Source organism: Plantibacter sp. ME-Dv--P-122b (assembly GCF_030209375.1).
Lineage (GTDB): Bacteria > Actinomycetota > Actinomycetes > Actinomycetales > Microbacteriaceae > Plantibacter.
Window position 1 is genome coordinate 152,027 of sequence record NZ_JARVSC010000009.1, and the last position, 22,827, is coordinate 174,853.

Annotated in this window: 17 protein-coding genes; 8 read left to right on the plus strand and 9 right to left on the minus strand. The window is 66.9% G+C overall.

Going from position 1 to position 22,827, the window contains the following annotated elements:
- Positions 1–43: 43 nt before the first annotated feature.
- Positions 44–3,640 (minus strand): efflux RND transporter permease subunit, encoded by a 3,597-nt coding sequence (locus QRN19_RS15685; RefSeq protein ID WP_285028123.1) that lies wholly within the window; start codon positions 3,638–3,640, stop codon positions 44–46.
- A 256-nt stretch (positions 3,641–3,896) separates the two neighbouring features.
- Between QRN19_RS15685 and QRN19_RS15690 the strand changes: the two genes are divergently transcribed.
- The 6 genes from QRN19_RS15690 (at position 3,897) to trxA (ending at position 11,962) form a co-directional block, all read left to right on the plus strand.
- Positions 3,897–4,277, plus strand: coding sequence for a hypothetical protein (locus QRN19_RS15690; protein ID WP_285028124.1), 381 nt, complete (start codon positions 3,897–3,899; stop codon positions 4,275–4,277).
- A gap of 395 nt (positions 4,278–4,672) precedes the next feature.
- The gene (locus QRN19_RS15695; RefSeq protein ID WP_285028126.1) at positions 4,673–6,352 is read left to right on the plus strand and encodes a DHA2 family efflux MFS transporter permease subunit; all 1,680 of its coding nucleotides are present in this window, start codon (positions 4,673–4,675) and stop codon (positions 6,350–6,352) included.
- Between the two features lie 134 nt (positions 6,353–6,486).
- On the plus strand, positions 6,487–8,826 hold the full coding sequence (locus tag QRN19_RS15700) for a DUF6049 family protein (RefSeq protein ID WP_285028128.1): 2,340 nt from the start codon (positions 6,487–6,489) through the stop codon (positions 8,824–8,826).
- A complete protein-coding gene (gene murJ / locus QRN19_RS15705) occupies positions 8,819–10,435 on the plus strand; it encodes a murein biosynthesis integral membrane protein MurJ (RefSeq protein ID WP_285028130.1) in 1,617 nt (538 codons plus the stop codon). The genes QRN19_RS15700 and murJ overlap by 8 nt, the downstream gene beginning before the upstream one ends.
- A gap of 150 nt (positions 10,436–10,585) precedes the next feature.
- On the plus strand, positions 10,586–11,596 hold the full coding sequence (trxB, locus tag QRN19_RS15710) for a thioredoxin-disulfide reductase (protein ID WP_086472471.1): 1,011 nt from the start codon (positions 10,586–10,588) through the stop codon (positions 11,594–11,596).
- A 45-nt stretch (positions 11,597–11,641) separates the two neighbouring features.
- The gene (trxA, locus tag QRN19_RS15715) at positions 11,642–11,962 is read left to right on the plus strand and encodes a thioredoxin (RefSeq protein ID WP_064294045.1); all 321 of its coding nucleotides are present in this window, start codon (positions 11,642–11,644) and stop codon (positions 11,960–11,962) included.
- A 267-nt stretch (positions 11,963–12,229) separates the two neighbouring features.
- On the opposite strand, the gene QRN19_RS15720 is transcribed toward trxA, so the two are convergent.
- The 8 genes from QRN19_RS15720 to rpmH form a co-directional block, all read right to left on the minus strand.
- On the minus strand, positions 12,230–13,288 hold the full coding sequence (locus tag QRN19_RS15720; RefSeq protein WP_285028132.1) for a ParB/RepB/Spo0J family partition protein: 1,059 nt from the start codon (positions 13,286–13,288) through the stop codon (positions 12,230–12,232).
- The gene (locus tag QRN19_RS15725; RefSeq protein ID WP_285028133.1) at positions 13,288–14,298 is read right to left on the minus strand and encodes a ParA family protein; all 1,011 of its coding nucleotides are present in this window, start codon (positions 14,296–14,298) and stop codon (positions 13,288–13,290) included. Before QRN19_RS15725 ends, QRN19_RS15720 begins: the two co-directional genes overlap by 1 nt.
- A gap of 2,073 nt (positions 14,299–16,371) precedes the next feature.
- Positions 16,372–17,013, minus strand: coding sequence for a 16S rRNA (guanine(527)-N(7))-methyltransferase RsmG (rsmG, locus tag QRN19_RS15730; RefSeq protein ID WP_285028135.1), 642 nt, complete (start codon positions 17,011–17,013; stop codon positions 16,372–16,374).
- Positions 17,014–17,043: 30 nt separating this feature from the next.
- Positions 17,044–17,547, minus strand: coding sequence for a Jag family protein (locus tag QRN19_RS15735; RefSeq protein ID WP_064294041.1), 504 nt, complete (start codon positions 17,545–17,547; stop codon positions 17,044–17,046).
- Between the two features lie 8 nt (positions 17,548–17,555).
- Positions 17,556–18,539, minus strand: coding sequence for a membrane protein insertase YidC (yidC, locus tag QRN19_RS15740; RefSeq protein ID WP_064294040.1), 984 nt, complete (start codon positions 18,537–18,539; stop codon positions 17,556–17,558).
- A gap of 9 nt (positions 18,540–18,548) precedes the next feature.
- Entirely contained in the window at positions 18,549–18,860 is a 312-nt protein-coding gene (gene yidD / locus QRN19_RS15745; RefSeq protein ID WP_079003764.1) for a membrane protein insertion efficiency factor YidD, read from the minus strand.
- Entirely contained in the window at positions 18,857–19,288 is a 432-nt protein-coding gene (gene rnpA / locus QRN19_RS15750) for a ribonuclease P protein component (RefSeq protein WP_350224040.1), read from the minus strand. Before rnpA ends, yidD begins: the two co-directional genes overlap by 4 nt.
- The gene (rpmH, locus tag QRN19_RS15755; RefSeq protein WP_056010217.1) at positions 19,227–19,364 is read right to left on the minus strand and encodes a 50S ribosomal protein L34; all 138 of its coding nucleotides are present in this window, start codon (positions 19,362–19,364) and stop codon (positions 19,227–19,229) included. Before rpmH ends, rnpA begins: the two co-directional genes overlap by 62 nt.
- A gap of 327 nt (positions 19,365–19,691) precedes the next feature.
- On the opposite strand from rpmH, the gene dnaA reads away from it, so the two are divergent.
- The gene (dnaA, locus tag QRN19_RS15760; protein WP_064294038.1) at positions 19,692–21,113 is read left to right on the plus strand and encodes a chromosomal replication initiator protein DnaA; all 1,422 of its coding nucleotides are present in this window, start codon (positions 19,692–19,694) and stop codon (positions 21,111–21,113) included.
- Between the two features lie 546 nt (positions 21,114–21,659).
- Positions 21,660–22,811, plus strand: a complete 1,152-nt coding sequence (dnaN, locus tag QRN19_RS15765) for a DNA polymerase III subunit beta (protein ID WP_064294037.1) — start codon at positions 21,660–21,662, stop codon at positions 22,809–22,811.
- Positions 22,812–22,827 lie beyond the last annotated feature (16 nt).

Sequence of the window (22,827 nt, forward strand, 5' to 3'; positions counted from 1 at the left end):
GCCAGCTGCGGGGTGGGCCGGATCGCCCGCCCCGCAGCCGTGGTCAGCGATCCGTGGTGAGGATCGCGTCCAGGTCCTCGTCGGTCTGCTCGTCGTGCTCCTCCGCCTCGTGCCGAGCGGCCTTCGCTTCGCGCTTCCGCTCGCGCTTCGCCAGGCGACGCTCGGTCCGGCGCTCCAGGAGCAGGTACAGCACGGGCACGAGGATGAGCGTCAGGAGGGTCGACGACACCAGGCCGCCGATCACGACGATCGCGAGCGACTGCGAGATGAACACGCCACCGCCGGTGAGGCCGAGCGACATCGGCACGAGCGCGAAGATGGTCGCGCAGGCGGTCATGATGATCGGCCGGAGACGGAGCCTGGCCCCGTGCAAGACCGCGTCGTCGATGCTGTCGCCTCGAGCCCGGTACGAGTTGACCAGGTCGATGAGGACGATCGCGTTCGTGACGACGATGCCGATGAGCATGAGGAGGCCGATCATCGACGGGATGCCGAGCGGCGTCCCCGTGATGAGCAGGGCCGCGATCGCGCCGGTCGCCGCGAAGGGCACGGAGACCAGCAGGATGAGCGGCTGCAGGAGGCTCCGGAACGTCGCCACCATGACGATGAAGACGAGCACGATCGCGATGAGCATCGCGAGGCCGAGCTGCGCGAACGACTCCTCCTGCTCTTGGGCGACACCACCGACCGAGGCCGTGACCCCGCTCGGCAGGTCCAGGCCGTCGAGGCCATCCCGGACAGCGAGCGTCGTCGCGCTGAGGTCGTCGCCCGTCGGCGTCGCCGACACGGTCACGGTCCGGACGCCGTCGATGCGCGTGATCGCCGCTGCGGCACGTTCCTCGCCGACCTGCGCGACGGCGCTGACCGGGATCGGGACGGCGCTGACGTTGGCGAGGTCCTTCTGCGCCTGGGTGAGGCGGTCAGCCTCCGCCTGCTGTTCGGCGGCCTCGGTCTCGGCATCCCGCATCGCGGTCAGCTGCTCGTCGATGGTCGTGATCGAGCCCTGGAGCTGGGAGATGGCGTCGCTCAACCCGGCGAGTTGGGCGGCGCGTGCCTCGTAGGCCTGTCGTGCCGCCTCCTCCTCCGGCGTCGTGGGCGTGACCGGCGGCACCTCGACGGGAGCCGCTTGCAGGGCGCTCAGCTGAGCCCGCAGGGCGTCGAGCTGCGACGCCGCGGTCGAGCGGGCCTCCTGGAGTTCGGAGCGCTGGGTCGCGGCCTGGGATGCCGCCTCGTCCTTCGCACGCTGGGTGGCCTCGTCCTGCTCGGCCGTGAGGGCGTCGCTCGCGGCCTTCTGGGCCGCGGCCTGCTGCAAGGCGCTGACCGGAAGGGGGAGCGCGGCGATCTCGGCCGGTGTCGTGCCGACCCGCTGCGAGCGCACGATGATGTCGCGAGACGCTCCCTCGAGGATGACGGAACCCATCGGTGTGCCTCGGAGCGCACTGGCGATGGCCTGGCCGACCTGTTCCTGCGTGAAGCCGTACCGGGCGGCGGCTGCGCGGTCGACGTTCACCTTGAGCAGGCCCTGCTCGTCGGCGAGGTCGCTCGTCGCATCGCGGAGACCGTCCGTACCGCCGAGCATGTCCTGCACCGCGGCCGCCGCCGTTGCGAGTGCCTCGGGGTCCTCACCCTGCAGCGTGACCTCCATGCCTCCTCCGCCACCGGTGAATCCACCGGCGGCGTCACCGACGGTGACCTCGCCGACGTCGTCGAGCTTCGCCACGGCCTTCCGGATGGTGTCGGCTACGCCCTCGCGTGAGCTCTCCTCACCGACGGTCACGCTGATCTGTGCCGTGTTGCTCGACCCGTTCCCACCGACGGTGGTCAGGTACCCGGAGACGCCCGCGGTCTTCGCGAGGACCGCTTCGACGGCGGCGGCCGCGTCGCTGGTCACGTCGAGGCTCGTCCCCTCCGGGAGCTCCTGCGTGACCGTGACGGTGTTCTCGCCCCCGATGTCGCCGAGGTAGTCGGTCTTCAGGAATCCGGCCGAGACGATCGTCCCGGCGAACACGACCGCCGCCACGAGCAAAGTGACGACCGGACGCTTCAGGGCGGTGCGCAGGACCGGCAGATAGGCCCGCTGGAGCTTGGAGTACGCCTCGGACTCGTCTTCGACCGCGGATGCCACGACGCCGGCCTCCCCGCCGTCGGCCATGCCCGCGGCCGGGGCGGACGACCCACGCATGAACCAGTAGGCGAGCACGGGCACGATCGTGAGCGACACCACGAGGGACGCGATGAGCGCGACCGAAACGGTGACGGCGAACGGTCGGAACAGCTCGCCGACCGTCCCGCCGACGAAGGCGACCGGAAGGAACACGGCCACCGTCGTGATCGTCGACGCGGTCACGGCCCCGGCGACCTCGCGGACAGCTTCGACGACACTCGTGGTCGTCATCGCCCGCCCGGTGTGCCGACGTTTGATGTTCTCGATCACCACGATGGAGTCGTCGACCACCCGGCCGACGGCGACGGTCAGCGCTGCGAGCGTGAAGATGTTGAGCGAATAGTCGCCGATCCACAGTCCGATCATCGCGATGAGGAGGGAGAGCGGGATCGACACGGCCGTGATGATCGTGGACCGGATCGACAGCAGGAAGACCAGGATCACGATGATCGCGAACAACAGCCCGAGCCCGCCCTCGACGGAGAGGTCGTGGATGGACTGCTCGACCATCGGCGACTGGTCGAAGACGACGGTGAAGGCCGCACCCGAGCCGAGTTCCTGCTCCAGCCCGGGGAGGGCGTCGCGGATGGTGTGGGCGAGTTGGACGGCGTTGGCCGACGGGTCCTTGAGGATCGTGAGCGACAGCGACGGGAGACCGTCCGCCCGGGCGATGGAGGTCTCGGCTGCGGGTACGAGCTCGACGTCCGCGACGGCGGAGAGCGCGAAGGGCCCATCCTCGTGCTGGATGGGGAGTGCCTGTACCTCGGCCAGCGAGCCGACGGCCGAGCCGACCTCGATCGAGAGCTCCTTGCCCGCGTCGACACTCGTTCCGGCAGCCGTGATGACACCGCTCGCCTGGACGGCCGCCATGACCTCCTCGGCGGTCACCTTCTTGGCCGCGAGGTCGGCCGGACGCATCGTGATGACGAGCTGTGTGGCGTTCTCACCCGCGAGATCGACCTGGCGCACGCCGGCGATCCCACGGAGCGCGGGGAGCACGGTGGTCTCCACTTTGCCTGCGAAGTCACCCGACTCGTCCTCGGACGCGACCGCGAGCTGAAGCACCGGGATGTCGTCGCTCCCGCCGGCGTAGACCTCGGTGGTCGTGTCGTTCGGGAGGGCGCTCTTCAGGCCGGCCAGAGCGCTGCGGATGTCGCCGACGATCTTCTCGTCGTCCTGGCCGAAGTCCCAGCTGACCTGCACGGACGTGGAACCGCTGACCGAGGTCGAGGTGACGCCGGTGACGCCTTTGACCCCCTGCACCGCCTGCTCGACGGGCTTCGTGACCTCGCGCTCCACCGACGACGGCGAGGCGCCGGGGTAGGTCGCGGCCACGACGGCACCCGGCTGCTGCACGGACGGCAGCAGTTCCTGCTTCAGGGAACCGACCGCGAAGAGTCCGAAGGCCACGATCGCCGCGGTGATGAGGCCGACGATCAGTCGATTGGCGAGGCTGAGCCTCGTGAGGAATGACATGGACGGGCTGGCCTCTCGGTCGCGGTGCGGGCGTGATCGGCCCCACTCCACGCTATGGAGCGCTACGACCGGCCACATCCGCACGAGGACGGACCTCCTGCGACCCCGGCATCCGCCGATCGGACGACATCGGTGGTCCTGGGGTACCAGCCTCGGCCGCGAGGGAGCTGGGCCTTGACGGCACCACCCTCCGATACCGGGCGTACCCTTGATACCCGAGTGCGCGCCGCGGGGTGCGCCGGAGCGAGGAGGGTACGTGGATCTGCAGGCCGTCGACCTCCCGAAGTTGCGCCGCGACGCACAGCTCGAACGCGAGGTGATCATCGAGCACCGCGCCCGCGACGGCGAGGACCCCTGGGACTTCCTGCCCTCGATGCCGACGGTCGACGAACTCGTCGTCGCCGTCCTCCGGGACGACGCACTGCACGCACGGGGTCTGGCCGCCCAGCACGCGATGGCGCGGCTGGCCGGGTACTCGTCACTCGACGACGCACAGGACCACCGCGACAACGCGGATCACCTGGAGTACGAGGTGCTCCGCGAGATCGCCCGCGTGCACCCCGAGTTGACCCGAGCGGTGTGGCGGATGTCCGGCAAGGTCGCCCGGCCGCCGTGGGAGGGCGACGACGCGGAGTAGATCGACGCCGCCGCCCGGGTCACAGCGCCACGGCGGCCCCCAGGAGCACGGCGGGGAGGGCACTGGTCCCGGACGGATGTCCTGCCGGGTGTATACCTGATCCGGCATATATACTCCCGGCGGCATGACCCGCCATGGTGCACACGAGCGCCGCCATGATGACAAGACCGCCTGAGGTGTGCACGGCCATCGCCGCGCGGTGGCGCTTGACGGCGAGCGCCAGAGCGTCGTCGAACGGAGCCGGCAGCCCGGCGATGGACCGAAGCCGGACCGCCGAGGCGACAGCGAGAACGGTGCCCAGCAACCGCTCCTCGTCTAACCGCTGGATGCTCGTGTGACATCAGCCTCGAGCAGGCGCATAATCAGAATATGCAGCCAGCTGATCGTTTCCGCGCATGACGGAGTCCACGCCTTCCGCGAAGCCTGAGCGCTCGCCGTCGGACCGTCGCAAATGGTTCGGTCTCGTCGTCATCAGCATCGCCGTCGCCCTCATCATCGTCGACTCGACGATCGTCAACGTGGCGATCCCGTCGATCGTCGACGACCTCGGGATCTCCTCGACCCAGGTGCAGTGGGTCCAGGAGTCCTACACGCTCGTCTTCGCCGCACTGCTCATCGTGTTCGGCACGCTCGCCGACCGGTTCGGCCGTCGTCGCATGCTGCTCGTCGGCATCGTGGTCTTCGCCGGAGCCTCCGTCTTCGCCGCCCTCGCGGCGACAGGCGACCTCCTGATCCTGTCCCGGGTCATCCAGGGCGTCGGCGGCGCGATGATCCTGCCGACGACCCTCTCGATCATCAACGCGACCTTCCGAGGTCGCGACCGTGCGATCGCCTTCGCGGTGTGGGGCTCCACGATCGGGGGCATGGTGGCGGTCGGTCCGCTCCTCGGCGGCTGGCTCACCACCGACTTCTCCTGGCGCTGGGCGTTCGGGATCAACGTGCCGCTCGGTGTCCTCATCATCGTCGGACTCCTCCTGTTCGTGGTGGAGTCACGGGAACCCGCGACCGACCGCATCGACGTCGTCGGCGCCGTCCTGTCGATCCTGACGAGCGCGTCCCTCGTCTACGGACTCATCGAGGGCCGGAGTCTCGGGTGGTGGCTCACGGACAACCCGCTCGTCATCGGGGACTGGACCTGGCCGTTCAGCCTCTCCCCGGTACCCGTGGCACTCATGGTCACGGTCGTCGCAGGTCTTGCGTTCGTCCTCTGGGGACGCCACCGGATGCGCCAGGGGCGCAGCACGATCATCGCGTTCTCCCTGTTCTCGCTGCCGTCGTTCCGGAACGGCAACATCGCCGCCCTCATCGTCTCGCTGGGGGAGTTCGGCATCATCCTCTCGCTGCCGATCTGGCTCCAGTTCGTCCTCGGCTACAGCGCACTGCAGACCGGACTGATCCTCCTGGCGCTCGCGATCGGTTCCTTCGTCGCGAGCGGGTTCGCCGGCGCGTTCGGCAACCGGGTCGCGCCCGTCCTCATCGTCCGCGTCGGTATCGTCGCGGAGATCATCGGCGTCGCGGGCATCGGGCTGGTCGTCGGGCCGGCCACCGAATGGTTCGCGATCGTGCCGTTCCTGTTCGTCTACGGCTTCGGCGTCGGTCTCGCCACCGCACAGCTGACGGGCGTCGTCCTGAAGGACGTGCCCGTCGAGCAGAGCGGCCAGGGCTCCGGGACGCAGAGCACGGCCAGGCAGATCGGCTCGGCACTCGGTATCGCCGTCCTCGGGACCATCCTCTTCGTGAGCACGGCGTCGGTCCTCGACGGACGACTCGAGGACGCCGGTGTGCCGGCCGCGCAGCGCGACACCCTCGTGACGAGCGTCGTCGACAGCTCGGGTGCCGCCATCGCCGGTCTCGACGCGAACCCGGCGACGGCGACGGTGGCCGACGACGCCAGGATCGCCCTGTCGGACGGCACCCGCTTCGCAGCGTTCGCGGCCGCAGGATTCCTGGCGGTCGGCTTCCTCGCCACCCTGTCGCTCGGCGCCGGGCGCCGGGAGGACCGACCGGGCGAAGCCGGAGCACGAGGGGACGGGACGGACTCCTCCGAGACGTACGACCCGACCCCGCGGACGTAGGGGTCGAGGCCGCCTCACACCGTCGCCGGCGTCGCATCGGCCTCTCTAGGGACACAAGCACCCAGGTTCGACTGGGAGGCCCCCGTACAATCGTCACCGGACGGCTCCGCCCGAGCGGACCGTCCACACCGCCCATGACACGCCACCGCCACCGCTCACGCCTCCTCAGCGCCCTCGCCGCAGCCGCGCTGTCGTTCGCCGTGGTGTCCGTCGGCGGCTGGTCCACGGGGTCCAGCGCGGTCGCCTCGCCCGAGCTGAGCGCGAACACGGCATCGACACCCGACGGCCTCGTGTCCGTGGAGGTGAGCCCGAGCGACGGGGGAGCGGTCGAACCCTCGTCCCTCACCTCGTTCGGCATCACGCTCACGAACGGCACCGACGCCGATCTCCCCGCCGGCTCCGTGTCCGTGGCGGTCACCACGGCGAGGATCACCGGCACGGCGACGCTCGACGCCTGGCTCGACACGACCGGGGCGGACGCGGCCGCGACGCCCGCCGGCACCACCGTGGTGCGGACGATCGACATCCCCGAGCTCATCGCCGGACAGCAGTACGTCGTCAGCGGGCTCGACTTCACGCCTCCGGCGCTGGGGTTGGACGACACCGACGCGTGGGGCTCCTACGGCGTCTCGGCCGGCTACGTCGCGGGTGACACCGCAGCCGGAGGTCGGACGGCGCTCGTCTGGCGGGCGCAAGGCCAACCCACGTCCGCCTCGGTCGCGCTCGTCGCTCCGCTCACCGTGCCCCTCAGCTACGGCGGACTCCTCGACGCGGACGAACTCACCGAGCTCACGGCCGACGACGGTGCGCTCACGACGGAGCTCGACGCACTCTTCGGCGAGCAGATCGCGCTCGGGATCGACCCACGCATCATCGCGTCCATCCGGGCGCTCGGCACGCGCGCACCGGAAAGCGCGGTCGCCTGGCTCGCCCGCCTCGAGGCCGCTCCGAACGAGACCTTCGCCCTCCAGTACGGCGACGCCGAACCCGCCGTGCAGGCCGAAGCCGGCCTCGACCGACTGCTGACCCCGAGCTCGTTCTCCTTCGCCCTGAACGTCGCCGACTTCCCCGTCGTGCAGCCGACCGAGACGCCCACCCCGACCGGGTCGCCGACCACCGGGCCCGACGACGTCCAGCCGACGCCGCAGGCCGGCTCCTCACCGGCCACGTCCACCGACCCGTCGGCGGCAGTCACTCCGTCGGAGGAACCGGCACCCACACCGAGCCCGTCCGGGACTCCCGGGCAGGCGGTGCCGACCGTTCCGACGATGGACGAGCTCCTCAGCTGGAGGTACTCGCTCCCCAGCATCGTGTGGGCGGGAGGTGCGGTGACCGATGCGGATCTCGCCGTCTTCGCAGCATCGGGTGGAACGGTCACGATGCTCGACTCCGCGAACACGACTGACACCGGACAGACCGTGCGCGCCTCGGCGACGGTCGGCACGGCGCAGACGCTGCTGTCCGACCACGGCCTCGCGGAGTCGCTGGGCGACGCCGCAGCCGCCACGACCGACGCCGCGTTCGAGAGCGCCATCGCCGACGTGAACGCGCGGGCGGCCGCCATCGGCACGGAGGGTTCGTCCGGCGGGACGGTCGTCGCCGTGCTGCCGCGCGGGGTGGACGCGACCCTCCCCGCCCTCGGTGAAACCGTGAACGCGCTCCGCTCCCTGCCGGCCACGGCGCAGACCTCCCTGGCGGCGACGCTCGCCGAGCCCCCGGCCGCGGCGACGCTCGGGGCGATGGAACCCGACAGCGAACGCGTGTCCGACGTGCAGGTCCTCCTCGACGAGGAACAAGACGTCACCGCCTTCTCCTCGGTGCTCGACGAACCCGAGCTGCTGACCGGACGGGAGCGCGCCACCCTGCTCTCCAGCCTCGCGGCCGGCTGGCTGCGTGCGGAGGGCGACTGGGGATCGGCGGTCACCGCGCAGCAGGAACGGACGAACACGGTCCTCGCGTCGGTGCGCGTCACCGACAGCAGTCGCATCAACATGGTCGGCGGCGAGGTGTCCCTGCCGTTCGCCGTGCGCAACGACCTGCCCTATCCCGTCACCGTGGTCATGGAGGCCTCACCGAGCAACGGTCGATTGAGCATCTCGGGTTCCGTGACGCAGGAGATCGCCGCGGACTCACGCGCCACCGTGCTCGTCCCGGTGCAGTCGCAGATCGGCAACGGCGACGTCACCCTCCGTCTGCAACTCTTCAGCACCAGCGGGCAGGCGATCGGTGAGCAGTCCTTCGTGGGCGTGAACGTCCGCGCCGACTGGGAGGGCATCGGTGCCGTCGTCCTCGCCCTGCTCGTCGCCCTGCTGTTCGTCAGCGGTGTGGTCCGCATGGTGCTCAGCCGACGAGCCAAGCGACGCCGCTCGGGTGCCGCCTCCGCCGCCTCCGCGGATGCTCCGGACAGCGGTCAGCCCCCAGGCGGTGAGCCCCCGGTAGAGTCGTCACCCGGACGACAGGAGACGAATGGCTGACGGCATCGGCAGGGCGAGCGCGCTCCTCGCCTCGGGAACCCTCGTCTCCCGACTGCTCGGCTTCGTCAAGGCGATCCTCGTGGCTCAGGCCATCGGCGTCCTGGTCATCGGCGACACCTTCGCGATCGCCAACCAGCTCCCGAACACGATCTACGTCATCATCGGTGGCGGCGTGCTGAGCGCGGTACTCGTGCCGCAGATCGTCCGTGCGGGGATCCATGCCGACGGTGGCAACGCGTACATCAACAAGCTCGTCACCATCACCCTCGTCTTCATCGGTGGGGCCACCGCGCTCATCACCCTGCTCGCACCCGTGTTCGTGTTCATCGTCGCCGCGACGCTGTCGCCTGAGCAGTTCGCGCTCGCGACGGCGTTCGCCTACTGGTGTCTCCCGCAGATCCTGTTCTACGCGCTCTACACCGTCCTCGGGGAGGTCCTGAACGCACGCAAGATGTTCGGGCCGTTCACCTGGGCACCGGTGCTCAACAACGTCATCGCGATCGCCGGGTTGATCGCCTTCATCACCCTGTACGGCAGCGGCGACCTCGCGGTCAGCGAGTGGACCGACGGCCGAACAGTGCTCCTCGCAGGCTCCGCCACCCTCGGCGTCGTCGTCCAGGCCGCCTTCCTCATGCTGTTCTGGCGTCGAGCCGGACTGCGTTTCCGACCGGACTTCCACTGGCGAGGCGTCGGCCTCCGCGCCACTGGGCGGATCGCCAGCTGGACCTTCGGCATGCTGCTCCTGACGACCGGTGCGGGGATCGTCGAAACCCAGATCGTCGCTTCCGTGAGCAAGCAGGGACCCTCGGTCGCGATCCTCAACTACGCCTGGCTGATCTTCATGCTTCCGCACTCGATCATCACCGTCTCGATCGCGACGGCCTATTTCACGCGGATGAGCGAGCACGCGCAGGGCACACGCGATCGCGGACGGGACATCCAGCGGCTGCAGGCCGACATCTCCGGGGCCATCCGCGTCGTGAGCGTCCTCATCGTGCTCGCAGCGGCCGTGATCATGGTGGTCGCCGTGCCGTTCGGCAGTGTCTTCGCCGAGACGTTCGAACAGGCACAGGCGATGGGCGGCATCATCATCGCGTTCGTCATCGGACTCGTGCCCTTCTGCATCCTCTTCGTCCTCCAGCGCGCCTTCTACGCCCTCGGAGACACGAAGACGCCCTTCTTCTTCACCCTGTTCCAGACCCTCCTGTTCATCCTCCTGGCGCTGATCGTGCTCCTGGTCCTCCCGCCGCATCTGGTGGGCGCTGGCGTCGCACTCGCCATCACCATCGCGTGTATCGCGCAGACCGTGGTCGCCGCACTGCTGCTCCGTCGCCGGCTGGGGGGTCTCGACGGCCGGCGCATCGTCCTGAGCCTGGTGCGATTCATCGCGGCCGCCGTGCCTGCGGCCGTGGTCGGCGTCGTCGTGCTGCTGCTGCTCGGCGGTGTCAGCGAGGAGGGCTTCCCGACCGCCACGATCCCCGGCGCCATCGTCACCATGGCCGTCATCGGAGCGGTGATGGCCGCCGTGTACCTCGCGGTGCTGGCCCTCCTGCGCACACCGGAGCTCAAGGCTGCCTTGGCGCCGGTCCTCGCCCGGTTCGGGCGCTGACACCCACGCGTCGACACCACCTCATGCACACCGGCTGAGAGCTGCCCGAGGCCCCGGGGGAGCGGAATAGCGGCCGGTTAGGATGTGTTACACCACTCGGAACCCCGGAACCCACCTGGTCCGGGAGCCCACGAACCACTGAGGAGCATCGTGCGTCAGGTCATCATCATCGGATCAGGACCCGCCGGCTACACCGCGGCGATCTACGCTGCCCGTGCCTCGCTGCAGCCGCTGCTCGTCGCGTCATCGGTCGAGGCCGGCGGCGAGCTCATGAACACCACCGAGATCGAGAACTTCCCCGGCTTCCCCGAGGGCATCCAGGGCCCCGAGCTCATGATGAAGCTCCAGGAACAGGCCGAGCGGTTCGGCACCGAGGTCCTCTACGACGACGTCACCGAGCTCAAGCTCGACGGCGACGTCAAGACGGTCACGCTCGGCAACGGACAGGTGCACGAGGCACACACCGTGATCTTCGCCACCGGCTCCGCCTACCGCAAGCTCGGTCTGCACGACGAAGAGCGACTCTCCGGCCACGGTGTGTCCTGGTGCGCCACCTGCGACGGCTTCTTCTTCAAGGAGAAGACGATCGCGGTCATCGGCGGCGGCGACAGCGCCATGGAAGAGGCCACCTTCCTCACGCGGTTCGCGTCGAAGGTCTACGTCATCCACCGCAAGGACACCCTCCGCGCGTCGAAGATCATGCAGGACCGCGCGTTCGCGAATGAGAAGATCGAGTTCATCTGGAACAGCGAAGTCGCCGGCATCACCGGTGCCGACGCGGTCGACGGCGTGACGCTGCGCTCGACCACCGACGGCACGGAGACCCATCTGCCGCTCGGTGGCCTGTTCATCGCGATCGGCAACGACCCGCGGACGCACCTCATCCACGGCCAGCTGGAGCTCGCGCCCGAGGGCACGATCGCCGTCAAGGGCCGCTCGTCGAAGACCAACCTCCCCGGCGTCTTCGCCGCGGGCGACGTCATCGACCCCACGTACCGACAGGCCATCACCGCGGCCGGCAGCGGCACCATCGCCGCCCTCGACGCGGAGCACTACCTCGCAGACCTCGAGCAGGCTGCCGGGGAAGCGTCGGCCATCGGCGAAGCACAGACGGCCGGTCGTCCGCAGCCGGCCGACCCCGTGCTCACCACCACCGTTTGATCGACGGCCAGGCTGTCGGCCTGGCCACCACGAAGGAGAACACTCATGTCAGATGCAGTCACCGAGGCCACGTTCGACGAACTGGTCATCAACAGCGACAAGCCCGTCCTCGTCGACTTCTGGGCCGCCTGGTGCGGTCCGTGTCGCGCGGTCGGCCCGATCCTCGACACGATCGGCTCTGAGAACAGCGACAAGATCACCGTCCTCAAGCTGAACGTCGACGAGAACCCGAACCTGGCCATGAAGTACCAGATCACCTCCATCCCCGCGATGAAGGTCTTCAAGGGCGGCGAGGTCGTGCAGACCGTCATCGGCGCCAAGCCGAAGGCAGCACTCGAGAAGGATCTCGCAGCTTTCCTTGCCTGATCAGGTTTTTCTGAACCAACGAACCGCCCGGCTCATCAGAGCCGGGCGGTTCTTCGTGGTCTAGGCGTTCCACGTGAAACATCCTTGATGATGATTCTGATCAGGGATTGTCAGTCACAAATCGCGCGCGTGGCACTTCGACAAGCTCAGTGACCGAGATGGGGCGAACGTCCGCCGATCCAAGGATCCCACCGCCTTGGTCCCTGAGCTGGTCGAAGGGCGGAGGATCCTCTGGGCGGGTACGCCCATGTTTCACGTGAAACAGGGTCAGGAGGTCTGACCGAATCCCGACTCGCCAAGCTCGCTCAGAATGCGGTTGAGGTCGGCGATGGTCGCGAACTCCACGACCATTTGGCCCTTCTTCGCACCGAGCGTCACCTTCACGCGGGTGTTCAGACGGTCGCCGAGACGGTCTGCGATCTCATCGAGTTGCCCGCGTCGCGATCCGGCCACCGGCCGCGGCTTCTTCGCCTGGACACCCTGCGCCGCCGCGGCCTCGGCCGCGCGCACGGACAGGTCCTCGTTCACGATCTTGTCGGCCAAACGCTGCTGTGCCTCAGGATCGGTCAGCGACAGGATGGCACGCGCGTGTCCGGCGCTCAGCACGCCGGCGGCGACACGCTGCTGCACGGCCGCCGGCAGCTTGAGCAGGCGGATGGTGTTGCTGATCTGGGGACGTGACCGCCCGATGCGGTTGGCGAGCTCGTCCTGGGTGATGCCGAAGTCTGCCAGGAGCTGCTGGTAGGCAGAAGCCTCCTCGAGCGGGTTCAGTTCCGAGCGGTGCAGGTTCTCGAGCAGCGCATCGCGCAGCATGTCCTCGTCGGCGGTGTCCTTGATGATCGCGGGGATACGGTCGAGACCCACCTCCTTCGAGGCACGAAGACGCCGCTCACCCATGATGAGCTCGTATCGTTCGTCGTCGCCGGGAATCGGCCGAACCACGATCGGCTGCAGTACGCCGACCTCGCGGATGCTCGTGACGAGTTCAGCGAGGTGGTCCTCATCGAACACCGTGCGCGGCTGGTTGGCGTTCGGCACGATCAGTTCGGGGGAGAGGTACGCCAGACGGGCACCGGGAACGGCCACGAGCTGCGGTCCATCGGCTGCGGTGACAGGAGCGTCCGGTCCGGTGGGGGCGTCGACCGCCGCCGCCTCTGCTGCGGCCGCGTCCGCGGCGGCGGTCGCAGCGTCTTTCGCCGCCTTGCGGGCAGTGCCCTGGTTGTCGGGGAAGAAGACGTCGACGGGACGGTTCGCCTGCGAGTCTGAACTCGTCGTCGGAATGAGTGCACCGATCCCGCGACCGAGTCCAGTTCGTTTCGTTGCCATCAGTGACTGACTCCCTCAGGGTGGTTCGTATCGGGTGTATCGGAGGAGCCTGCGGCCCATCGGTTGGCGATCTCCGCCGCTGCTTCGAGATAGGACACCGCGCCGAGCGACGTGGGGTCGTAGCTGATGACGCTCTGCCCGAAGCTGGGCGCCTCGGAGATGCGCACCGCTCGTGGGATGACGGATTCGAGGACCTGTCCCGTGAAGTGGTCCCGGACGTCCTGGGCCACCTGCTGTGCAAGGTTGGTGCGGCCGTCGTACATCGTCAAGAGAATGGTGCTGACGGCGAGCCCGGGGTTCAGGTGCCGTTGGATCAGCTGGATGCTACTGAGGAGCTGACTCAAGCCCTCGAGCGCGTAGTACTCGCACTGGATGGGGATGAGCACCTCTTTGGCCGCAACGAAAGCATTGATCGTCAGGAGCCCGAGCGACGGTGGGCAATCGATCAGGACGTAGTGGAACGGCTCCTCGGCGTCCTGGATGAACTGCTCGAGCGCCGTGCGGAGTCGGTGCTCACGGGCAACCTGCGATACGAGTTCGATCTCCGCACCGGCGAGATGAATCGTCGAGGGCGCGCAGAACAGCGTGGGGAACTCAGGGCTCTGCTGGACGACATCGGCCAGGGGGAAGTCGTCGATCAGGACGTCGTAGACGCTCGGGACGTCGGAATGGTGTTCGACGCCAAGTGCGGTGGACGCGTTCCCCTGAGGGTCCAGATCGATTACCAGGACACGCGCGCCCGAACGAGCGAGCGCGGCGCCGATGTTGACGGTGGTGGTCGTCTTGCCGACTCCACCCTTCTGGTTGGAGACCGTGAAGACCCGAGTGTGGTCGGGCGTCGGCAGGGTTGCGTGAGCCAAGGCTTTACGCCTCTCAGTCAAATGGTGGAGCTCGCGAGCCAACGGCGTGGACGCGTCGAAGGCGCTACCAACGGAGTCGCGCTCGGGAGCCGCGGAATGCGTTGGTTCGGGTTGTTTCACGTGAAACCTTCTTGCTCGAAACGTGTACATCAACCGTACCAGCGTGGGCTGACGCCAGGGGAGCGATCTCCGACAGTGATCGGGGGAGTGCGGACGCGTCGCGTCCCTTGAGCGCCGTTTCGCGACACCCGCATCTCGTCGATCGCCCCGCATGATGCTCAGAAAGGAACCCGCGCCCTCCTTCTTCCACAGGGTTATCCACAGGGCTCCGGGATGCCCGACGCCGCGTAACCGCGTGCGCCTCGGGTGTGCAGGTCGAAGCTGGTCAGATCAATACGAGACGAGGCCGACGGACGTGTGTTGACAATGATGGATGAGAACCCTCTGTGATCAAGCAGAGATCCGCGTCTTTCCGCGGAAGTTTGCACCAGAAGGCCCCACTCCGGGTCCGGTAGGTCCAGGCTCTTGCCCCGGTGCGGGTTGCCCACAGTGCGGTGATACGCCGATTGGGGCCCGCTTCTTCACGGAGGATCACCAGTTCCTCCGGTTAAGCGCGAGAACTGTCCACAGAGTTATCCACAGGCGCCATCTCGACACGCTCGGACGATGAAGAGGTGTACGACTGGCACAAGTTCGCGCCAGCGTTTCACGTGAAACCTCGATTTCGCCCATGCCGAAGCGTCGAACAGCTCGCATCGATCTGCGGCCTTCCAGCCTCTAGTCACGGCCTGCTATCCGCCTCACCGGTGTGACCCGAAACCGGGGGAGCGGTAGCGACGAAGCATCACACAGTCGGCCCGATCCCACGCTCGGACCGACGTACCGGCCGCGGTTTCACGTGAAACACTCTCGACAGGACCAACACGACCGATGGATGTGATCTCAAGCCAGCCTGCGACCGCGCACTGTGCTCGTTGAAGCTCACCTGTCTCCGCCACCGCGTTGCAGTCATGCCGGAGCGGACCGACACCCATGTTCCACGTGAAACTTCGAAACCGTGTCGGTCCAGCTACACCGACCTCACTCGGGCGGGCATTCACTGAACGAACTGGGTCACACGAATCCAGGGCGACAAGAACCACCTCTGAGAACGAACAACTCAAGCAGGTGGCATCCTCCCACGTTTCACGTGAAACGTCGCTCGATCTCACACTTCAGGCAACAAGCGCCTTCCGCAGTGCCTATCTGGGCGCAGAATCATGCATCGTCAATAGGGAGTATGCCTGCTCCTTCCAAGCTGACAGGAGTCACGAGCACGACCTCCGCAGTGCCGACGCACTTCGACACATCGTTACGCCGAATGGCCGCCGTGCACCGCACGACGCTGCCCCGTCGGGGAGGGCGCTAGGAGCAGCAGGGTGCTCCAATGTGACCGCACCGCACGGAGCCGGAATCTCCAAGAGGGGAGCGCCTTCGACGCACGCGATAGCGGCGGGCCGCCCATCCTCTCCTTCTTCGGCCGGCAGCTCACCCACCACCTCAGCCAACACCGACCCGCCGGTGGACATGAACCTGCCGACGGTCGCGCGCCAGTCGGCCTGCAGGCACATAAAGGAACTGGCGGAGTGCGCATCTCGCAGCGGGTGCCCAACGCGGTCCGCCACGTGATGCACCACCGCGAGTCAGTTGAACCTTTGGGACGGGGCGACGCATCTTGCAACCAAGGACCGCCTTGGGACTTACCCGGGATTCGAACGAAGGCCTCAGATCCCTGACGAGCCCGACCGGATCACCAATCTGAGAGGTCCACCGTTGCCACCCGCACTCGTCCGTCATCTCCGAAGGGGCAGCTAGCTGGCCGGCGACCGCGCATAGCATCGACGTCTGGGTGCGCCGACCACCGGAGCGCGGAGCATCGCCGCCCGTCGATGGCGGTGCCGGCGCCGCGTCACGAGACTGCAGCTATAGACCAAGTCAAGAACATATATGAGATACCAGGAGCAACACTGCTGGCAAACGTCAGAAAACACCTGAATCCGGCCCGCCCAGCGCCCCAAATTCGTGTCCGAATGGAGCGGAGAATCGTTCCTGACGAACTCAGGACCTCTGAACTGGCCGCATGTTCCCGACCGGTTCGTCAGGAGCCATTCTCCCGCGAGCTCGCAAACCGCCAAATATCGGCCGAGGTGCGCACGCGGCTACTCCGAGAGCTCCCGACGGACTTCAGCCGCGGACGGTACCCACGATGACTCGGGTCGGCTCCGCGAGCACGCCCTCGCCGAGCGTTCGAACCTCGACGCCGGAGACCCGGTACTTGCGAAGCTCCTTGGTCGACGCGTCGACCTCCGCCTGCGCGCCGGCGCCCTTCATCAGAACCAGCTCTCCGCCGTCCTGAAGCAGGGGAGCGGTGAGGGGGAGCAACTTGCGGAGCGCGCTGACGGCTCGCGCGGTCACCTGGTCGAGGGGCTCATCGAGGCGAACCTCTTCAGCACGAGCTCGCACGACGTTGACGTTCTCAAGACCGAGGACACCGACCTGGTCGTTGAGCCAGGCGACCCGACGCTCCATCGGTTCGATGAGCACGAACTCGACGTCCGGCCGGGCGATCGCAAGGACCAGTCCAGGCAGCCCCGCACCAGTGCCGACGTCCCCGACACGTCCGGGACGAAGGAGTGGAGCCACGATCACGCTGTTGAGGATGTGTCGTGTCCAGAGACGCGGAAGCTCGAGAGGCCCGATCAGCCCGAGAGGTTCGCCGAACTCAGCCAGGTTCGCGGCGAAAGCACGACCGACATCGATGCGGTCGCCGAACAGCTCGGCTGCTTCCGCCGGTTCCGGCTCGAGTCCTGCAGGCACGTCAGTCATCGCAGTTTCACGTGAAACGATCAGGCCGCGTCAGCCGCGGGTGATGACGGTGTGACGGTCGCGGCCTTCACCGTGCGACTCGGACACGAAGCCGCGAGCCGACACGATGTCGTGGACGAGCTTGCGCTCGTAGCTCGACATCGGGGGGAGTGCCGCCTCGGTGGAACCGGCCTCGATGCGCTCGACCGCTCGCTCCACGAGGGCCCCGAGCTCCTGCTGACGGGCTTCGCGTGATCCGCCGATGTCGAGGATGAGGCGGGAGAAGCCACCGGTCCGGTTCTGAACAGCCAGGCGGGTCAGCTCCTGCAGCGCGTTGACGGTGTCAGGACGTGACAGGAGACGCAGGTTGCTCTCCGTGGGGGAGTCGATCGACACATAAGCACGACCATTGCGGGCATCGATGTCGATATCGCCATCGATATCGCAGATGTCGAGGAACTCCTCGATGTAGTCCGCTGCGACGTCGCCCTCTTCTTCGAGCTGCGTGATGGTGGGTGCTTCGTCCTGGGCCGGGGCCAGTTCCTGGTCAGTCACCGATACTCCTACTTGTCTCGTCCGTCGGTCTGCTGCTTCTTCGCGCGCGCCTTGCCCATGGGCTGCTGGCGCTGCGTCGGGGTCTTCTTCTCGGGTACCGGCGCCTCGGAGATCGAGATGACGTCGCCGTTCGGCGTCATGAGCTTGCCCTTCCGCGCGAGACGCTCTTCACGAGCCTTCGCTGCGTCGGAACCGGGCGTCGGCATGTTCCGGATGACGAGGAACTGCTGCACCATCGTCCACGCGTTGGACGTCAGCCAGTAGAACATGACGCCGAGCGGGAAGGCGAAGCCGGAGAAGAGGAACACGAACGGCAGGATGTAGAGGAGGATCCGCTGCTGCTTGAACTGCGGGCTGGCCTTCGTCTCGGCCGACATGTTCTTCGACACGATCTGCAGCTGCGTGATGAACTGCGACGCGCACATGAGGATGACCATGACGGCGGCGATGATGACGACCGCCCAATTCACCGGGTTGCCGGCGAGTGCCGCCTGCATGCTCGTGTGCAACGGTGCGATCCCGAACAGGTTCGCGTCGCCGAACTGCACCGCGAGGGTCTCGTTCAGGGGGCCGACGCCGGCCTTGCTCTTCTGGGCGTCGTTGAGCACGGAGAACAGGGCGAAGAAGATCGGCATCTGGACGAGCAGCGGCAGACATCCGCTGACGGGGGAGGTGCCGTGCTTCTTGTACAGCTCCATCGTCTCGCGGGACATCGCCTCGCGACTGGCCTGGTCGCGCTTGCCCTTGTACTTCTCCTGCACCTTCTTCATCTGCGGCGCGATCTCGAGCATCTTGCGCTGGCTCTTGATCTGCTTGATGAACAGGGGGATGAGCGCCGCACGGACGACGAGGACGAGCCCGACGATCGAGAGGACCCAGGTGAGACCGGCCGCAGGGTCGAGTCCGATGGCCGTCCACAGCAGGTGCCAGCCCACGAGGAGCAGCTCGACCGCCCACTTGAGCGGCCAGAGAATTGTGCCGATGATGTCCATAGGTGCGGGTCAGCCCTTTCCGTGGCTCGGTTGCACGACAAATCCGTGAGAAGTGACGCTGTACCGGAAGTTCTTCTTGGGTGGTACCTCGTCGAAACGAGGTGCTGCCCAGGGGTGGCATCTCGCGATGCGGGCCGCTGCCATCGCCGAACCGACAACGACACCGTGTTGCTGCACCGCTCCCAGAGCGTACGCGGAACAGCTGGGGTAATACCGGCAGACGTCCCCGTAGAGCGGCGAGATCGCGGCGCGGTACCCGCGAAGCGCCAACACCGCAGCATTGCGGGGCGCGAGGCAGGTGGCAGCGAGGACGCCGTTCATCGGTGCGCGTCCGAAGCCGGGGCGATGACGCCGCGTTTGGCGAAGGCGCGATCGACCTCGGCATGGAGCGAGGCGAACGGAGCCGTCGCTGCAGACGGCATCGCACGGATGACCACGTCAGCCCCGCGGGCAGCGTGAACGACGCTGTCGTGGCAGATGGCCTTCAGGCGGCGTCTGACGAGATTGCGGGTCACTGCGTTTCCGACCGTTTTCGCAACGATGAACCCGAAGCGCGGCTGTCCGCCCTTCGGGTTCATGCGTACGTACGTGACCGTGTGCTCGCCGACGAACCGGGACCCGCGACGAACCACCCCTCGGTAGTCGTCGCCGGACGTGATCCGGCTCGCACGCTCGAGCACGACGGCTCTACGCGGAGAGTTCGGTGCGGCCCTTGGCGCGACGAGCCGACAGGATGCCGCGGCCGGCACGCGTGCGCATGCGCAGACGGAAGCCGTGCTTCTTGGCGCGACGACGGTTGTTCGGCTGGAAGGTTCTCTTGCTCATAATTACGATCTCCGGATCATGACCCACCACTGCACAGGTGGCAGCAGGGTACGGAAGGGTGCCCGTGGGCAGAAGTCAACTGATTAAACCTACGGTCTACTCGCGCGAAGGTCAAACCAGCGGCGCCCAAACGAATGATTATCCACAGGATTCTCAGAAATTGTAGCAGTGACACGCAGGGCGGCCGTACAGTGATTTGGGACTGGGGCGACGTGTTGTTAGCGTAAGCCCTCGGGTTATGCACAGCGTGTGGATAGCACCGCGCTCAGCCCCGAATACTCAGGGGAGAGCCTGTGGATGAACCTGTGAGTATGTGTGGGGAGAACTATGTCGGACGCCGACGATGCGATCGCTGAGACCTGGCAATCGGTGCTCGAGATCCTCTCCGTCGACGACCGCATCACCCCGCCACTCCGCGGGTTCCTCAACCTCATCGTCCCCAAGGGCATCATGGGCGGCACCTTCTACCTGGAGGTGCCCAACGAGTTCACGATGGGCATGCTCAACCAGCGCATGCGGGCACCGATCCTCGCCGCACTCGCGTCCATCGTCGATGGTGGTCCCGTCGGCAACTACGCGATCGTCGTCAACCCCGACATCGTCGAGGAACGATACGAGCAGACCGGCTTCCAGCACATCGACCCGGCACCGCTCGAGTCGCCGCAGCCGCAGCTGACCCCGACGCCCACGCTGCCGGCTCGCGAGAACGACACCCGACTCAACCCGAAGTACAGCTTCGACAACTTCGTCATCGGCCAGTCCAACCGGTTCGCGCACGCGGCCGCGGTGGCCGTGGCTGAAGCGCCGGCCAAGGCCTACAACCCGTTGTTCGTGTACGGCGACTCCGGGCTCGGCAAGACCCACCTCCTCCACGCCATCGGCCACTACGCGATGAACCTCTACGCGGGGATCCGCGTCCGGTACGTGTCCAGCGAGGAGTTCACGAACGACTTCATCAACTCGATCGCCAACAACCGTGGATCGTTCTTCCAGTCGCGGTACCGCGACATCGACATCCTGCTGATCGACGACATCCAGTTCCTCCAGGGCAAGGCGGAGACGCAGGAGGCGTTCTTCCACACCTTCAACACCCTGCACGATCACAACAAGCAGGTGGTCATCACCAGCGACCTGCCGCCGAAAGCACTCACCGGCTTCGAGGAGCGGATGCGTTCACGCTTCGAGTGGGGGCTCATCACCGACGTCCAGGCCCCCGACCTCGAGACGCGCATCGCGATCCTGCGCAAGAAGGCGCAGAACGAGAAGCTGCACATCCCGGACGAGGTCCTCGAGTTCATCGCCACCAAGGTGTCGAGCAACATCCGTGAGCTGGAGGGCACGCTCATCCGGGTCGTCGCGTTCGCGAGCCTGAACCGGACGGCCGTCGACATGACGCTGGCCCAGACGGTGCTGAAGGACGTCATCAGCCTCGACGACGACAACGTCATCTCGCCGATCGACATCATCAACACGACAGCCGACTACTTCAAGCTCTCGGTCGACGACCTGTACGGCTCGAGTCGGTCGCAGGCGGTGGCGACGGCGCGTCAGATCGCGATGTACCTCTGTCGCGAGCTCACGAACCTCTCGCTCCCGAAGATCGGTCAGCTGTTCGGCAACCGGGACCACACGACGGTCATGTACGCCAACCGGAAGATCACCGACCTCATGCAGGAGAAGCGTTCGATCTACAACCAGGTGACCGAGCTCACGAGCCGCATCAAGCAGAACCTGCGCTACGGCGCCTGACCCCTGTCCGGTCACTGAGCCTGTCGAAGTGCCGCCCCTCGACAGGCTCGGGGACCGGGGAACCGCTACGGCGCCTGAGGCGTCCTGGTGAACGTTTCCGGCCCCTCGACGCACTCGGTGCGCTCGAGGGGCCGATTTCGTTCATCAGGCGACGACGAGCGCACATTCCACGACATGATCCGCGACCGATCTCTCCACATTCCGACCTCGCAGCCCTGTGGATAACCTGTGGAGGGATGTGGAAGCTCCGGGCAGGCTTGTGAGTGAACATCGTTCACCGGCCTCCGCGTCCCACACCCTCGTGTCGTTCTCTCCACAGGCCACCACCAAGTTACACACATGTAGTTCCCTGTGTTCGAGCGGGTTCGGCGGACTTATCCACAGTTTCCACACCGGTTAAGACTGTTAACCGTTAATTCAATGATCTCTCCGCCAAACAACCTTTCCCCAGGCTCGCTTCTCCACAGCACCCCGTCCCACTCGACCCCGGAAGCGGACCCACTAGCATTGGTGACGTCATCGAGAGCCAGAGACAGGGGACTTGTCGTGCGATTCAGCGTCAACCGGGATGTATTCAGCGAAGCCGTCTCGTTCGCAGTGAAGCTGCTCCCGCAGCGCCCGACGCTGCCGATCCTGAACGGCATCCTCATCGAAGCCGGTGACGACGGTCTCATCCTGTCCTCCTTCGACTACGAGGTCTCCAGCCAGACCGGCATCGCGGCCGAGGTCGAGGAGGCCGGTACGGCACTCGTCAACGGTCGGCTCCTCTCGGAGATCGCCAGCCGACTCCCGAACGCGCCCGTCCGGTTCAGCAAGGTCGAGAACCGCATCGAGGTCACCTGTGGTTCGGCCCGCTTCACCCTCGGATCGATGCCCGTCGAGGAGTACCCGACGATCCCGCAGGTCGACGCCGACTTCGGCCTCGTCCCCGCCGACGAGTTCGCCACCGCAGTGAGCCAGGTCGCCGTCGCCGCCAGCCGCGACGACGTGACCCCGGTCATCACCGGCGTGCAGCTCGAGGTCTCCAAGACGAGCCTCAGCCTCGTCGCGACCGACCGCTACCGGGTCGCGGTCCGCGAGATCGACTGGGATTCGGGCCAGGGCGACGGTTCCAGCGAGACGATCACGGCTCTCGTGCCGGCTCGCACCCTGCAGGAGGTCGGCAAGACCTTCGGCCACAGCGGCAACATCAACGTCGCGATCACGAATCGCGACGATCGCGAGCTCATCGCGTTCCGGGCTGACCGCAAGACGGTCACCTCGTTGCTGATCAAGGGCAACTTCCCGCCGGTCAAGCGGCTCTTCCCCGAGACGACCGACAACTACGCGATCATCAACACCGCGGAACTCATCGAGGCGACCAGGCGTATGTCGCTCGTCCTCGAGCGCGAAGCGGCCCTCCGCTTCACCTTCACCATCGACGGCCTCACGCTCGAGGCCGTCGGATCCGAGCAGGCGCAGGCATCCGAGGGCATCGACGCCCTCCTCACCGGCGACGACATCGTGCTCTCCCTCAAGCCGCAGTTCCTGATCGACGGTCTGACCGCGGTCCGGAGCGAGTACGTGCGGTTCTCGTTCACGAAGACGGAGAACACGAACAAGCCGGGACCCATGCTCATCACGAGCCAATCCTCCAAGGATCAGCCGGGTGCCGACAGCTACAAGTACCTGCTGCAGCCGAACCTGCTGCTGCGCTGACACGCAAAGGATCCAC